The organism is Actinomyces urogenitalis DSM 15434 (genome assembly GCF_000159035.1).
GTDB classification, from domain to species: domain Bacteria; phylum Actinomycetota; class Actinomycetes; order Actinomycetales; family Actinomycetaceae; genus Actinomyces; species Actinomyces urogenitalis.
The window spans coordinates 386,054-401,741 of the sequence record NZ_DS999575.1 but is presented as its reverse complement, the minus strand read 5'-3'; the positions used below and the strand labels follow the sequence as shown (position 1 = coordinate 401,741).

Sequence of the window (15,688 nt, the reverse complement as noted above, 5' to 3'; positions counted from 1 at the left end):
CGAGCCCGCGCAGGGGCCCACCTCCACGCCGACCTCGCCCACACCGACCACCCCTGCATCGGCTACGCCCCCGCCAACCAACCCTGCTCAACCGGCCTCCCAGCGCATCGGCCTCCTGCGCCCCTTCGGCGACGCCGTCGTCCAGGTCCTCACCGTGGGCGGAGGCAACTCCGTGGGCCGTGAGGGCGCTCCGAGACTGGCCGCGGGCGCCGTCGCCGTCCGACTAGCGCGCTGGCTCGGGCTGGAGCCTCAGTGGATGGCGCTGCTTGCTGCCTCGGCCGCCGGCGCTGGGCTGGCCGCGATGTACAACGCGCCGCTCGGCGGGGCCGCCTACGCCGTCGAGATCATGATGCTGGCCGGCACCCGCCGCCGCGGGCTGGCACTGGCCGTGCCAGTCAGCGTCCTAGCCACCTGCGTGTCCTGGCTACACTCCCACGCCGAGGCCTCGATCGCGATGCCGGCCTCGACTCTGACCTGGCCGACCCTGGCTGCGAGCCTGCTCGTGGTCGTCGCTGCCGGTCTGGCTGGGGTGGCCGCGCGGGCGCTGTGGGCGTGGGCGCGACGTCACCGGCTGCCCGACGGCTGGAGCCTGCCGCTGGCGATCGCCGGGGCCGGGACGCTGACGGGCCTGGCCTCGCTGTGGCTCACGGTCCTGCCGGGTAACGGCAAGGACGCGTTTCAGGCAGCCGTCTCCTCACCCGTGACAACGACGGCGGTGCTCTCCCTGGTCGGGGTGGTCATCCTCAAGCCGGTGCTCACCGCCGCCACGCTCGGGGCAGGCGCGACTGGCGGGCTGCTCGCTCCCTCCTTCAGCCTGGGGGCGAGCGTCGGAGCGGCGGTGGCCCTGGGTCTGATGTTTGCGGGAGTGACCGTGAGCGTGCCGGCGATGGCGCTGGTGGGAGCGGGGGTCACGCTCGCGGTGACGCAGCGTGCTCCGTGGTTTGCTGCCGTGTTCGTCTGGGAGCTGGCGCAGGGGCCGGTGTGGACGCTGGGCGTGCTCGTCGTCGGCTGCCTTGCGGCAGGTGAGGCCGAACGAGCCTGGGCACGACGTCAGACAGCTCGGCGTTGACGCAGGGCCCGGAGCCCGGAGCCCAGGGCCCGGAGCCCAGGGCCCGGAGCCCGGAGCCCGGAGCCCGGAGCCCGGAGCCCGGAGCCCGGAGCCCGGAGCCCAGCCAACCACTCGGGCGCCAGCTCGGGTGCCGACCAGCCCCCCCTCAGGCGCTGGCCATGAATCTCTCGGCGACCACCTCAAGCACCGTACACGAGTCCCTCGGCCGACCGCCAAAACGCTGACCGACCGCCTGTTGCTGCTCCGACCACCAGATTCACGCGAATGCCGCGGTCGGGCGAGCAACAAGTGGTCGGTGGGCACATAGGTGGTCAGTCGTGGCCGGGGTGGCCGGGGCTTGGCCGAACACTGGTGGTCGGTCGGCACATAGGCGGTCGGTGGCGGCATGAGTGGGCGTACCACGGGCGGTCGGCGGTGGCACCGGTGGTCGGTCGCAACACGCGTGGTCCGTCGCGGCGCACGTGGTCAGCACAGGCGGTGGAAGACCGCAATCGGGTCCCGCGGCCGACCACGAAAACGCTCAACCGACCACTCAAGCCTCCACCGACCGTGTGTTTGGCTTCCGACCACCAGATTCACGCGAATGCCGCGGTCGGGCGAGCAACAAGTGGTCGGTCGGCATACAGGTGGTCGGTGGAGGCCGGGGTGGCCGGGGCCTGACCGAACATTGGTGGTCGGTCGGTACATCGGTGGTCAGTGGGCAGATAGGTGGTCGGTGGGGGCATGAGTGGTCGGTGGAGGCTCAGGCGGGCGGTCGGAGAGCAGGTTCCGCTGTCGCCCGGCCTTGCCGCCCCCCCCCAAACGCGAGTGTGCAGGTGCGCGGACGGTAGTGCACCCGCAGGACGCACACTCACCCACACACCTGCACACTCACAGAAGAAGAGGCGGCCTCAGCCAGCTCAGCCGCGGCGGCGCAGGATCACCGAGTCCCAGCCCTCCAGGCGCTGCGGCGCACCATGCCCCGAGGCCGCCGCCTGCTCGGCCGGCAGCGACGCCAGGAGAACGCGCTCGGCGTCCTTCCACCCCTCCAGGTCCACGCCCTCACCAGCCAGGCGCTCACGCAACGCCGATCCAGCCCCGAGCTCCAGGCCCTCACGCGCGACGGAGGCCAGAAGCAGCAGCTGCTCACGGGCACCGTCGTCAGCGACGTACTCACGCAGGATGACCCAGCTGTCCGCACTGTCTGCGTCCAGTAGCCGGAAGGTGCCCAGCGCCAGAGTGCGGCAGCGGTGGCGCTCGCCCACCAGGGCGCGGTAGTGCTCGAAAATGCTGCCACTGGCACCTACCTGAGCGGCAGCGTTGATCTCAACGTAGTTCGGGGTGACGTCGATCCACGGCGTGCCGGTGGTGAAGCCGGCGCACTCACCGTCGTCCCACTGGACCGGGGTACGGGCGTTGTCACGCGAGACCGGAGCCAGGCCGGCCAGGACCTTGGCAGCGTCGTCGCCCAGGCCGAGGCGCTCGTGGAAGTAATTGATCGATTCCAGGTCCCGGTAGTCCTCGATGCCGCGGAAGACCGTGTTGGTCTGCCCCAGCTCCTCGCCCTGGTAGATGTAGGGCGTGCCGCGGTGCATGTGCAGGATGGAGGCCAGCGTCTTGGCGCTGTTGACGCGGAAGGCCGGGTCGTCGTCACCGAAGCGAGAGACGGCGCGAGGCTGGTCGTGGTTGTCCCAGAAGGAAGAGTTCCAGCCGCGCTCGGCGGTGATGACGCCAGCCTCGTCGGTCACAGGAGCCAGGCCCTCCTGCCACCGAGCCAGGTTAGCCTTGAGCGCCGCGACAGGCAGCGGCTGAGGGTCGAACTTGCCACCGGGGCCGGCGTCCAGGCTCACGTGCTCGAACTGGAAGACCATGTCCAGCTCGGGGCTATCGAGATTCGTGTAGCGCTGCGCCTCCTCCAGGGTCACGCCCGCGGTCTCGCCGACGGTGATGATGTGGCGGTGGCGCGGTGCGAAGACCGTCTGATTCATCTCATGAAGGAACTCGTGCACGCGCGGGCCGTTGGCGGTGGCGATGAAGCCGTCACCGTAGGGGGAGCCGGCCGCCTGCGGAGAGTCGGTGAGCGGGTAGGTCTTGGAGATCAGGGAGATGACGTCCATGCGGAAGCCATCCACCCCGCGGTCCAGCCACCAGCTCATCATGTCGTAGACGGCATGACGGACCGCGTCGTTCTCCCAGTTGAGGTCCGGCTGCTTGATGGAGAAGAGGTGGAGGTAGAACTCTTCCGTCTTCTCGTCCCACTGCCAGGCCGGGCCAGAGAAGGCCGACCCCCAGTTGGTAGGCTCGGTGCCAGGCTCGCCCGGCGCCTTGCCCTCAACCTCACGTGCCGGGCGCCAGATGTACCAGTCGCGCTTGGGGCTGTCCTTGGCGCTGCGGGAGGCCTCGAACCACGGGTGCTCGTCACTGGTGTGGTTGACCACGAGGTCCATCACCAGGCGCATGCCTCGATCGTGGAGCCCGGCGACCAGGGCGTCGAAGTCCTCCAGGGTCCCGAACATCGGATCGATGTCCTGGTAGTCGGAGATGTCGTAGCCGTTGTCATCCTGCGGAGAACGGTAGATGGGGCTGAGCCACACCACGTCCACGCCCAGGGAGTCCAGGTAGTCCAGGCGCGAGATGATGCCCGGGATGTCCCCCAGGCCGTCGCCGTTGGAGTCCTGGAAGGAACGAGGGTAGATCTGGTAGACGACCGCCCGGCGCCACCAGTCGGCATCCTCGCCGACGTGCCGGGAGGTGACGATCAGGTGAGGAAAGGACATGCGTTCTCCTAGTTGAGGAAGGTAGGGATCGTTGCTACTTCTGCGAGCCGCGCATGACGCCGGAGACGACCCAGCGCTGAGCGAAGACATAGACGAGGAACATCGGCGCGATTGCCATGAGGTAGGAAGCGAAGGACACGGGGTAGTTCGTGTTGAACTGCCCCTGGAAGACATACTGGGCTAGGGGCAGTGTTGCCTTAGACTGGTCGGTGAGGATGACCAAGGGAAGCAGAAAGTCATTCCACGCCCACAGGCAGGTGAGGATCCCGACCGTCGCGTTCATCGGCGACAGCAGTGGGAAGATGACCGACCAGAAAATCTTCCAACGTGAGGCCCCGTCAATTGCTGCCGCCTCCTCCAGCTCCTCCGGGATCGACTTGATGAAGGAGGTGTACATGAGGATGTTGAAGGCTAGACCGTAGACCACGTAGAGCAGGATGAGTCCCGCCTCGTTGTCGAGGTGCAGCAATGCGGTCTCCTTGACCACCGGCAGCATGATAATCGGGAAGGGTACAAACAGTGCCGCTACGAAGTAGTAGTAGAGGCACTTGACCCACCGGCGGTGCATATTGCGTCCCAGCGCGTAGGCCACCATGGAATTGGTCAGGATGGTGAAGACGGTGGCACCTACGGTGATAATCGCAGAGGTCAGCAGCCTGCGCGGGTAGGAGGTCATCTCCCAGGCCGTGGAGAAGTTGTCCAGGCTCCACGACCTCGGCAGCCCCCAGCCACTGGCAGCCAGTTCCTCGGGGGTCTTAAAGGCCGTGACCACGGTGAAGTACAGCGGGACGAGGATAGTCAGGCTCAGCACGATCGCCGCGGCGGTGGTCCACCAGTTAGTCCCACCGAAGGTCTGGCGGCGACGACGCGGCCGCTCGCCCGCGTCCGCATGGGAATCAGGCACGACAACAGAAGTGGCAGTAGTAGTCATCGTCGATCAGACCCTTTCCTGGCTCTGGGTGAACCGGAGCTGAGCGAAGGACAACAGCACCACGATCAGGAAATAGATGATGCCGTTAGCCGTCTGGTAGGCGTACTCCCCGCCCTGGAAACCGTTCTTGAAGATGAGGTAGGAGATGGACTGGGTGGCGGTTCCAGGTCCTCCGGACGTCAGCGCCACAATCTGGTCGAATACCCCAAGGAACCCCTTAAAGGACAGGACCATGTTGATACCGAGGTACGGGATGATCAGCGGCAAGGTCATGGACCACAGGCGCCGCGCCGGACCAGCGCCATCAAGCGCCGAAGCCTCGTAGATCTCCTCCGGAACCGTCTGGAGCCCGGCGAGGTAGATGATCGTGTTGTAGGCAACTGCCTGCCACACGCCCACCACCACGATAGCCAGCCACGCCAGATCCTCATTGGCCAGCAGGGAGGTCGACAGCCACTGCCAGCCTAGAGCCTGACCAATCTGAGGAAGGTTGTTGGTGAACAGGTAGCTGAAGATGTAGGAGACCACCAGCACCGGCAGGACGTAGGGGACAAAGAAGATGCCCCGGAAGAAGCTCCGGGCCTTTAGCCTGGAATTCAGGATGAGCGCCAGGCCTAGAGCGATGACATTGGTCAGCAGGGAGGCAACGATCGCATACTTAAAGGTAAAGAAGTATGATCCCCAGATAATGTCATCAGCGAAGAGGTTCTTATAGTTCGTCAACCCCACGAAGTGCCAGTCGCCATAGCCCTGGTAATTGGTGAAGGTGTAAAAGAAACCGGTCAGTAGCGGGATCGTGAGCAGCACCGTGAAGACGACGGCTGCAGGCAGGATCATCCACACGAAGGCGCGATCGATCGGCTTAGGCCGATTGGCTGGCCGTCGGGCGGGGACGGTACTGGCGTCCTGGGACCTGGCCAGGACAGTGGTGCGGGGTGTCATGAGCGGTCTCCTCACGCCGTCTCGTTGATGCGTTTGACGACCTTGTCCCACTGCATGTCCAGGGTCGCGATGAGCTGGTCCAGGTTCCCGTTGAAGAGGTACTGCTGGAGGTAAGCATTGAGTGTGATGGCCGGCGGGAAGTTGTGGTCGGAATAGGTTGCCAGCCGCTCGTTATCGAAGTAGGGCTGTAGTCCTTCGAGCGCCGGATCGTCGGCCTTGAGCGTGGTCAGGGTCGGGTAGGCGGTCTGCTCGGAGCAATAGGCGCTCATGTTCTCCTGGCTCATGAGGTAGTCAAAGAAGCGCATGCACTCGTCCGGGTGGGCTGGATCCTTCCCCATGGTGAGAGCCACGTCGACACCAGACACAACCTTCGTGTCAGCCGCATCGTCTGCCGGGGTAGCGAAGGTACCGAGATTGATATCAGGGTTGTAGGAACGGATGGCCGGGATGGCGTACGTGCCGTGCCAGTACATTGCCCCCTTGCCCTGGGCGAACCCCTGGTTGCCGTCGTTGTAACCCAGCGCCGCCTTGTCCTCGTTGCCGTACTGGTAGACCTGCCACATCTTCTCGAAAACAGGAGTGAGCTCGCGGAAGGAGGTCGTGCCGTCGATCATCCAGCGACGCTGGTACCAGGCCGACACACCATCGGTGAGGAAGGATCCGGACAGCGAGGAGAAAGCAGGAGCCCCAGTCCAGTTGTCCTTGGTCGCCCAGTAGAAAGGACTGATCCCCTGGGCCTTGAGCTCTTCACACACCTCGATCAGCTCAGTCCAGGTCCGTGGAGGCTCGACCCCCGCCCCCTCGAAGATGTCTTTGTTGTAGATAATGCCCGAGCCGTTGTCCGCGAAGGCGACACCGTTGGTCTGCCCATCTCCACCCGTTCCCAGGGTGTTGAGGATGGAGGCCATCGAGGGATTGAGACCGTCGAGAAGGGACGAGGAGGAGAAGTCATAGAAGACGCCCGTCCGAGCTAGGGCACCGTAGCTGTAGTCCCCGTTGATGGTCATCAGATCCGGCACATCACCCTTAACTAGACGCGCACGCAGCGAAGTGATGTTGTCTGCCTGAAAGTTCTGAGTGACAACGATCCCAGGATTCGCCTCATTGAACTCCTGGCAAATCTGAGAGAAAAGATTGATGGCTTCGCTCTTGAACTGGAAGAGCTCGAGATGGACCGCCCCATCATCACTCGATGAGCATCCGGACAGCGATCCGCCGATCGCAGCAGCCACCCCCGCAGTAGCGAGAAAGGAACGCCTGGACAGGTACGTCATGGCGAGAGCCTCCATGCATCGTTGCTGAGCTTGTGCGCGGACAAGGACACCCGGTGAGATGTCGCCGCCACTGATTATTTTGCCCCAAAAGAAACATGACCGCAAGACCCCCTGCACTCAGGCATGATGAGGCCATGACCCCACTCACCTCGCCTCAGCAATCCCCCTGGAGCAGGCTGAGTGACACCCAACGAGCCATCACGCTGGCGCTGCTCAGCCACGGGCGCCTGTCCCGCCCTGAACTGATGTCTATCGTTGGCATCTCATCAGGATCAGTCACACGCCTGACCGCTCCTATGGTTGAGGCTGGGCTACTGTCCACCTCCACCGAGCAGGTTGCCGGCACCGGCCGCCCTCAGTCACCCCTGGAGGTCCGCGCCGAGGCGGAATCCCTGGTCGGGGTCACGATCACGGGCGAAGACCTCACTGCCGTCCTCACTGACTTGCGTTTACAGGTCCTGGCTACGACCCGCCGCAGCCTGCCCTCACACAGTCCGAAGATCGTCGTGGCGCATCTGAGCGACGCGGTCAACGAGCTGAGCAGCCAGCATACGAGCGCTCAGCCAACAGCCCTGGCCGTCACTCTCGGTGGCACGAGCCGTGACGGCCGCATCGTCGACCAGGCGGTCTTCCTCGGGTGGCACGGCGTCCACCTTGCCGACATGATCGAGGCTGAGACCGGCCTGCCTACGACCGTGGGCAATGACGTCGCAGCCATGACCCAGCAGGAGGCATGGTTCGGCGCAGGACGCGAGGCCGATCGGTTCACGCTCGTCACAGTCGGCAGCGGCGTGGGACATGGGCTCGCTATCTCCCACGACGTGATCTCCACTGCCGACGCCGACCTCGGCCTCACTGGCCTCATGCCTATCCCGGACGACTCACACCCCCCACTCACCCACCCGGCGATGGACTGTCTGACCGACGGCGCACTCGAAGCAGAGTGGCTCAAGCTCGGACTGCCACCCACAGACGCCGCCTCCATCGTGAGTCTTGCACGTCACGGCGACCCGCATGCAGTCGCCCTTTGCGCCGCCTTCGCACGCAGAATCGGACGCCTGATCGCCATGAGCGCCGCGTTCACCCTGCCGCAGGTCATCGTGGTCGCCGGAGAGAGAGCCTCGATCGCCTCGCTGTTCGAAGAGCAGGTCATGACCGGGATCGCACAACTACGTCACGCCGCGGCCGCCCCGATCCCCGTGATCGTGCGCGAGCACAACCGCTCTGATTGGGCACGAGGAGCCGCGGCACTGGCCGTGCGCGCGCGAGTGCAAGGAGAGCTCTGAAGCGAGATCGCGATCACCCACCCTGCCTACGCAGCCTCACAAGGACTTCAATAGCGCCCACACCGACATGGCTGATTGCAGGGCACACCGTCTTCCCACAAGCTAGTCCACACGCGCAGGCCCGAGCGTGCCTCCTTCGCGCCAGCTGACCGGCAGGACAATGTCCTCGACCCCACCCTCGCCACGCAGCTGGCTCACCAACTGCGCCACCGCCCGCCTTGCCTTCTCCTCCACCGGCTGAGCGATCGTCGTCAGAGGAGGATCGAGGTAGGTTGCCGCTTCGATCCCATCGAAGCCGACCACCGACATCTCCTGAGGGACCCGCACCCCTCCCTTGCGCAGACCGGCTATCACTCCGATCGCCAGAATGTCTCCCGAGGCGAAAACCGCCGTTGGCACCTGTCGCCCTCCAGACTCACGCAATTGGTTGGCCAGCCTGACCCCAACGGCGACACCATCCTCGAAGGTCACATCCGCCATCCCGAAACGGACCGTACCAACCGCACCATCGCCTTGGCCGAAACCGGCTCGGAATCCCTCCAACCTCTCTCTCACCACGGCGGAGCCACTGGGACTGGGACCGACGAAGAGCGCACAGCGGTGCCCCGCTCGCGCCATCTGCTCCCCCGCCAGCCTCGCCCCCTGACGGTCGTCGATATTGACGGAACTGCCGGCCAGGCCGTCACCGTAGACATCAATGAACACACTGGGTACACCAGCTCTCTCCATGAAGTCCACCGGCCGAATGCGAGTGGTCGCCATGACGATCGCACCGTCAACACGCCACGCCCGCAGTTGCGACACCATCTCCTGCGCATCGGAGGTCCCGCACAGCATCAAGACGTATCCCCCCGCACGAGCAGCCTTCTCGCAAGCCCCAACAAAGAGCGACTCATATGGGGCAGCCAGCGCCGCACGCTGAGGCACCGCTTGATAGACCAGTGCCAACACGCGCGACTCAGCCCCAGCCAGGGACCGAGCCTGAGCATTGGGGATGTAGCCAAGTTCCTCAATCGCCGCCCGCACTCGCGCCACCGTCGCCTCGGAGACCTTCCCGTCCCTGCCGTTGATGACATTCGAGACCGTCATCGCGCTCACACCGGCTCGCTGCGCCACCTCCCTGGCCGTAACCATGTGCTGCCCTCTCCTCTCCTACTGCCCTTGACGGCTGCGTACAACAAGGATAATCTCATTCCTGGTTTACCGGTATACCTCACGCCGGCCCGTCCCGACAAAGGAGTCATTATGACCACCAAGCCCTCCGCCTTGACCCGGCGCCATTTCCTGGCCGCCGCCACTGGCACGGCGATCCTCGCCACGCTTGCCGCCTGCTCAGGCGGCAAGTCCAAGGACACGACAGTTAAGGACACCCAAGCGGCCAAGGGTCTGGATATTCAGGGAGTGAACTTCACCTACGACCCCAACACCCTGGTCAACAAGGGCGAGCCCATCACTCTGGACTGGTGGCTGTGGGACGGCGACGCGAAGTTCAAGGCCTTCGCCGACGCCTACCAGAAGATCCACCCCAATGTGCAGATCAATATCGTCAACCAGGTCTGGGACGACTATTGGACCAAGCTGCCTCTCGCCCTCCAGGGTCAGGACGGCCCGGCGATCTTCAACATCCACAACTCCCACCATGACAATCTGCTGCCCTACTGCGAGGCCTACGACGTCGATGTCGAGGCCCTGTCTAAGGACTTCGTCGGCGTCGACGGACACCTCATTGACGGCAAGCTCTACTACATTGACTACGGCCTCATGACCGGCCTGATCTTCTACAACAAGAAGATGTGGAGCGAGGCTGGACTGAGCGACGCAGACATCCCCACCACCTGGGACGAGTTCCGCGAGGTTGCCAAGAAGCTGACCATCCGCGACGGCGATTCCTTCACCCAGGCCGGATTCAATTTCAATGACTCCCTTTACCTCATCCTGCTGGGCAAGCACTACCAATCGGGATACAACCTTTTCGACGCCTCAGGTAAGAAGGCCCAGCTCGATACTGACGTCGTTGAGAAGGACTTCCAGTACTTCCGAGACCTGTACGAGGTCGACAAGGTCGGCTCCCCCGACTTCGGCCCCGTGGCCCAGGAGGCCTTCGGCCAGGGACTGTCAGCCATGCACTACTCCTGGGGCCACCTGTACGGGACGATGGCCAAGGACTACCCGGAGATCGAGTTCGGCACGTTCCAGACGCCGGTGAACGCTGCCGGGCAAACCCCCTACGCCTTCGACCGCTACAACGGCGAGTCAACCTTCGGGATCAACAAGAACGCTCCCGACGGTGCCCGCGAGGTAGCACAGGACTTCCTCAAGTTCTTCCTCACCGCCAACACAGAGCTGACCGAGCTCTGCCTCAACTACAGCCTCTTCCCCGCCTCCGTAGCGCTGGCAGACAACGCCAAGATCAAGGAGCACCCGGTCACCAGCGCCCTAGGCGAGATCGACCGCTACGTCTGGCCTGGTCCGATGCCCGCCACCGTCGAGGACAACATGAAGATTGCCGTCTCGGACACGCTGTACAACGGAGCAGACCCCAAGACCGCCCTGACCACGGCGAAGACGACCATCGACGCAGACATCGCCAAGACCGAGTTCGTCTCTGTCGAGAAGCTCTACGCCCACGCCGACGAGGCCAAGGGCTGAGACCACCGCGAGGACCACACTGCGAGTGCTGAAGGAGGAACGGCGGCCGTGAGCATCACGCTCACGGCCGCCACCACCCATGACCACTGATGTCACCACAGCCCCGGCGTGCGCCGCCACCAAGCGCTCGGCACGCCGCGCTTACAAGGGCGAGAGGACGCTGAGGCGCAGTGTCGTCGCGCTGATCGTCGTCTTCAACGCCGTCCTGCTGGTCTACCCGATCATCAAGGCTTTCCTCGGCTCCTTCCACCAATGGAACCCTCTCAACGGGACCTATCGGTGGATCGGGATGGAGAACTACGCCGAGCTGGTCCACGACGCCACCTTCTGGACGTCCTTGACCAACACCGTGTTCTTCTCAGTCGTGGTCATCACGCTCAGGGTGGTCCTCGGCCTCGCACTGGCTTACGCGATCTGGTCCAAGGTCACGCGGCACAAGACCCTCTTCCGGGCCATCTTCTACATGCCCACTGTCACCCCCATGGTGGCTATCGCCTACGTGTGGAAGATGATGTACAACCCGCAGATCGGCGTGTTCCACAGTCTACTCGGCATCGACCTGAACTGGCTGTATGACTCCACCTGGGCGCTGCCGGCGGTCATGATCATGACCGTATGGAAGGACTTCGGCTACGCCGTCATCCTCTTCCTCTCGGCCCTTCACTCCCTGCCCGAGGACGCGCTGGAGGCCGCCAGCGTCGACGGAGCTTCGTCCTGGCAGCGTTTCCGGCACATCATTAACCCGCTTCTACGCCCCATGACCATCTTCGTGGTCATCACCTCGCTCATCAGCTACGTCCAGGCCTACGTCCAGATCCTCATCATGACGCAGGGCGGTCCAGGTAAGTCCACCTACCTCATCTCCTACATCATCTTTGACGAGGCCTTCCAGCAATACGACTTCGGTTATGCCTCGGCGATCGCATTCGTCCTTCTTGTCATCACCGCCGCACTGACCGCGCTGTCCTTCACGGTCTCGGCACGTCGTTCGGGAGGCCGAGCATGAGCAAGCGTCTTCAGACCATCGTCCTCGAGGCCATTCTCCTCGTCATTGGCATCACGACCGTTTTCCCGTTCATCTGGATGGTGCTGTCCGCTTTCAAGCCGAATTCCGAGATCCGCGCTCTGGATCAGAGCCTTCTCCCCCAAGAGTGGACCCTCGACAACTTCCTGAGCCTGCAGGACAAGTTCGACTTCATCCGATTCTTCGCCAATTCACTGGGCATCGCGCTCATCGTCACGGCGCTGACCATCTATACCAGCTGCCTGTGCGGATATGTCCTGGCCAAGTACCGCTTCCGCGGACGCAATGCCATCTTCGGCTTCATCCTGGGCACCATGATGATCCCCTGGGCAGTGACCATCATTCCCCGCTACACCATGTTCGAGGCCTGGGGACTGCGCGACAATTACCTGGCTCTGATCATCCCCGCGGCGATGAGCGGCTTTGGCATCTTCATGCTGCGCCAGTCAATGTCTGACATTCCCGACGCCGTCCTGGAGGCCGCCCGAATCGACGGCGCCAGCGAGATCTACATCTTCCACCGCATCGTCCTGCCGATGAGCCGCAACCCGATCTCGGCGCTGGCCATCTTCCAGTTCCTGTGGGCATGGGAGGACTACCTGTGGCCCTATCTGATGATGGACAGTGAGGAGAAACAGGTGCTCGCGGTGGGGCTGACCACCTTCAACGGCCGCTACGGTACCGACTACGGTGGCCTGTTCGCTGCCACGACCATCTCAGTCATCCCTGTGCTCGTCGTCTACCTCATCTTCCAGAAGCGCTTCATCGCAGGCGCAGCCTCCGCAGCAGTAAAGGGCTGATCATGACCTCTCCCCTGTCCTCCGCTTCTTCCGAGCTCGCCCTCGCACCCGCACGTCCCGAGGCCATCGTCCAGGTTGGTCAGGACACCCGGTTCACCGTCCTCACCGACCGCCTCATCCGCATGGAGCACAGCGCGATCGGCCAGTTCGTCGATGCCGCTACCCAGCTCGTCGTCTCCCGGGACCTGGGCCCGGTCCCCGACTTCCAGGTCATCCGAGGAGCGGACAAGATCGAGATCCTCACCGAGTACCTGCACCTGAGCTACCAGCCCTCCCGGGGCTTCTCCCGCTCCGGCCTCAGCGTCACCCTGCGCACCGCCGTCCTCAACCTCCACGGCGGCACGTGGCACCACGGGGACACCTGGGACCCCGAGGAGACCCTCCCCTCCAACCTCGGCGGCACCTGCCGCACCCTTGATGAGGTCAACGGCCGCGCCCGCCTCAACCCCGGTCTGCTCGCCCTGCACGGCTACGCCCTGATCGACGACTCCGGCTCCCTCCTTCTCCAGCAGGACCAGTGGGTGCGCCCGCGTCCGGGCACGAGCCCGATCGACGGCTCGACGGCGGACGAGGACCTCTACCTCTTCGGCTACGGGCAGGACTACCACGCCGCTCTGCGTGACTTCTTCCGCCTGACCGGCCCAACCCCGCTCGTACCGCGCACACTGCTGGGTAACTGGTGGAGCCGTTACCACAAGTACTCTGAGGAGGAGTACCTCACGCTGCTCGACCGCTTCGAGCACGACCAGCTACCTTTCTCCGTTGCCGTCATCGACATGGACTGGCACTGGGTGAACATCGATCCGGCCATCGGCAACGGCTGGACCGGATACACCTGGAACACAGACCTGTTCCCCGACCCCCAACGCTTCCTCGACGCGCTGCACGCACGCGGCATGGAGGTCACCCTCAACCTGCACCCGGCTGCCGGCATCCGCCGTCACGAGGACGCCTACGCGCCCATGGCCCGCCAGCTCGGCCTGGACCCGGCCAGCGGGGAGGAGATCGCCTTCAACATCGGGGACAAGGACTTCACCGCCGCCTACCTCACCCACGCCCACCACACCCTGGAGGACCAGGGCGTGGACTTCTGGTGGCTGGACTGGCAGCAGGGCGGCGTCACGGACATCCCGGGTCTGGACCCTCTGTGGATGCTCAACCACGTCCACTATCTCGACTCCGGCCGCGAGCGCACCCGCACCACCGCTGACGGCACAGCGGAGACCTACCGACGCCGTCCCATCACCTTCTCGCGCTTTGCTGACGCTTCTAGTCACCGCACTCCGATCGGCTTCTCCGGGGACACCGTCACCACCTGGGACTCATTGCGCTTCCAGCCCGAGTTCACCGCTACCGCCGCCAACATCGGCTACTACTGGTGGTCCAACGACATCGGCGGCCACATGTTCGGTGTCAAGGACTCGGAGATGATGGCCCGCTGGGTCCAGCTGGGCTGCTTCTCACCGATCAATCGCCTGCACTCCACAGACTCGGTCTTCAACTCCAAGGAGCCCTGGCGCTACTCCCGCGACGCCCGCGCCACCATGGAGGCGCACCTGCGCCTGCGTCACCGGCTGGTGCCCTACCTCTACACCTGGGCCCGGCTGGCCCACACCCAGGGCGTGGGTCCGGTGCGCCCGGTCTACCACGACTTCCCGTGCGAGATGGGCGCCTACGTCTCACGCAACGAGTTCCTCTTCGGTGACCTGCTGGTCGTGCCGGTGGTCCACCAGGCCGACGCCGCCACGCACCTGGCGCGTGAGAGCGCCTGGCTGCCGGAGGGCACCTGGTTCGACCTGCCGACCGGCCGACGCTACGAGGCCGGCGCCGGTGGGACGATGACGAGCCTGTCACGCACCCTGGACCAGATTCCGGTGCTCGCCCGCGCGGGCTCCCTGGTCACCGTGGCCGAGGACCTGAGCGAGCCGGCCGGCCAGAACCCGCGCCACCTGGGCGTCATCGTGGTGCCGGGGGCCGACGGCGAGTTCGTCCTGGAGGAGGACGACGCCTCTGCCGAGCCTGGCCAGGACGGCGTGGTGCGCACCCGCTTCGCGCTCACCTGGGACGAGGAGGCCGCCACCGCACGCCTGGAGGTCACCCAGGAGGGGGCCGACTCCGTCGCCCCGGCAGAGCGCGAGCTCACCCTCCACCTGCTCAGCGTGGGCGGCCAGGTCAGCGCGAGCGTGGCTGGCAGGCCCGTGGAGGTCACCGAGCGCGAAGCCGACGGCTTCACGCTGGCCGGGGGCCTGGACGTGCACGTGGGCACGGTGCGGCCGGGCGAGGGCGTCGTCGTCGAGCTTGCTGGTGTCCGCACCGAGCCGGCCTCGCTGGCTGGCGAGGTCTTCGCGATCCTGGAGCCGGCGGAGCTGGAGTACCAGGTCAAGGACCGCGCCTGGCAGATCGTGACCAGCGGGGCGCGTGGAGGCGCCCTGCTCTCGGGCCTGCGTGCCGTGGGGCTGCCGGAGGAGATCCTCACGGCGGTTGCTGAGGTCGCCTGACACAGTCCCATGACCGTCTCACCAGGCAGCCCCACCCTGCCCCGCACCGAGCCCTGTGCCCCTGGCTCCCTGCCCCTGGCCGGCAGGGTCGTCATGGTCACCGGGGTCTCGCGCCGCGCCGGGATCGGCTACGCCATCGCCTGCCGAGCCGCGCAGATGGGGGCGAGCCTGTTCCTGCAGCACTTCTCCCCGCACGACGCCGCCCAGCCCTGGGGCGCCGACGACGTGGCCTGCGTGGTCGAGGCCGTACGTGGCCACCTCGTGGGCCAGGCGCGTCTGGCACACGCCAGCGCCGACCTGGCCGATCCCGCGGCGCCGGCGGCGCTGGTCGCTCAGGCCGTCAGNTGAGCTGGGCGGGCTTGACGCCCTGGTGTGCAACCACGCCGCCTCCGGCCGCGACGGCACGCTGGCTGAGGTCACGGCCGCCGACCTCGACCACCACTGGCAGGTCAACGCCCG

At 65.1% G+C, this 15,688-nt stretch carries 11 protein-coding genes; 6 read left to right on the top strand and 5 right to left on the bottom strand.

Features of this window, described 5'->3' with window-relative positions:
• A partial coding sequence (locus tag HMPREF0058_RS07645) for a chloride channel protein (RefSeq protein WP_081449206.1) occupies positions 1-1,069 on the top strand: 1,069 nt, incomplete at its 5' end.
• A gap of 899 nt (positions 1,070-1,968) precedes the next feature.
• On the opposite strand, the gene HMPREF0058_RS07640 is transcribed toward HMPREF0058_RS07645, so the two are convergent.
• Genes HMPREF0058_RS07640 through HMPREF0058_RS07625 form a run of 4 tightly spaced genes read right to left on the bottom strand, consistent with a single transcriptional unit; the run spans position 1,969 to position 6,972 of the window.
• Positions 1,969-3,825 (bottom strand): alpha-glucosidase, encoded by a 1,857-nt coding sequence (locus tag HMPREF0058_RS07640; protein ID WP_006549190.1) that lies wholly within the window; start codon positions 3,823-3,825, stop codon positions 1,969-1,971.
• 34 nt (positions 3,826-3,859) lie between these two features.
• Positions 3,860-4,756, bottom strand: coding sequence for a carbohydrate ABC transporter permease (locus HMPREF0058_RS07635; RefSeq protein ID WP_040319760.1), 897 nt, complete (start codon positions 4,754-4,756; stop codon positions 3,860-3,862).
• Positions 4,757-4,762: 6 nt separating this feature from the next.
• A complete protein-coding gene (locus HMPREF0058_RS07630) occupies positions 4,763-5,698 on the bottom strand; it encodes a carbohydrate ABC transporter permease (RefSeq protein ID WP_024036931.1) in 936 nt (311 codons plus the stop codon).
• A gap of 11 nt (positions 5,699-5,709) precedes the next feature.
• The gene (locus tag HMPREF0058_RS07625) at positions 5,710-6,972 is read right to left on the bottom strand and encodes an ABC transporter substrate-binding protein (RefSeq protein WP_040319816.1); all 1,263 of its coding nucleotides are present in this window, start codon (positions 6,970-6,972) and stop codon (positions 5,710-5,712) included.
• Between the two features lie 134 nt (positions 6,973-7,106).
• Between HMPREF0058_RS07625 and HMPREF0058_RS07620 the strand changes: the two genes are divergently transcribed.
• Complete coding sequence (locus HMPREF0058_RS07620; protein WP_006549186.1) at positions 7,107-8,258, top strand: ROK family transcriptional regulator; 1,152 nt, start codon at positions 7,107-7,109, stop codon at positions 8,256-8,258.
• Between the two features lie 102 nt (positions 8,259-8,360).
• Here HMPREF0058_RS07620 and HMPREF0058_RS07615 read toward each other — a convergent pair whose 3' ends face one another.
• Positions 8,361-9,392: a LacI family DNA-binding transcriptional regulator gene (locus HMPREF0058_RS07615; protein WP_006549185.1), complete on the bottom strand. Its 1,032-nt coding sequence runs from the start codon at positions 9,390-9,392 to the stop codon at positions 8,361-8,363.
• A 111-nt stretch (positions 9,393-9,503) separates the two neighbouring features.
• On the opposite strand from HMPREF0058_RS07615, the gene HMPREF0058_RS07610 reads away from it, so the two are divergent.
• The 4 genes from HMPREF0058_RS07610 to HMPREF0058_RS07595 all read left to right on the top strand — a co-directional run bounded on the left by HMPREF0058_RS07610 (position 9,504) and on the right by HMPREF0058_RS07595 (position 15,229).
• Positions 9,504-10,907 carry an ABC transporter substrate-binding protein gene (locus HMPREF0058_RS07610; protein ID WP_006549184.1) on the top strand — a complete coding sequence of 468 codons (1,404 nt, stop codon included), beginning with the start codon at positions 9,504-9,506 and terminating at the stop codon, positions 10,905-10,907.
• A gap of 79 nt (positions 10,908-10,986) precedes the next feature.
• Positions 10,987-11,913 carry a carbohydrate ABC transporter permease gene (locus HMPREF0058_RS07605; RefSeq protein ID WP_006549183.1) on the top strand — a complete coding sequence of 309 codons (927 nt, stop codon included), beginning with the start codon at positions 10,987-10,989 and terminating at the stop codon, positions 11,911-11,913.
• Positions 11,910-12,731, top strand: coding sequence for a carbohydrate ABC transporter permease (locus HMPREF0058_RS07600; RefSeq protein ID WP_006549182.1), 822 nt, complete (start codon positions 11,910-11,912; stop codon positions 12,729-12,731). The genes HMPREF0058_RS07605 and HMPREF0058_RS07600 overlap by 4 nt, the downstream gene beginning before the upstream one ends.
• 2 nt (positions 12,732-12,733) lie before the next feature.
• A complete protein-coding gene (locus HMPREF0058_RS07595) occupies positions 12,734-15,229 on the top strand; it encodes a TIM-barrel domain-containing protein (RefSeq protein WP_006549181.1) in 2,496 nt (831 codons plus the stop codon).
• Positions 15,230-15,688 lie beyond the last annotated feature (459 nt).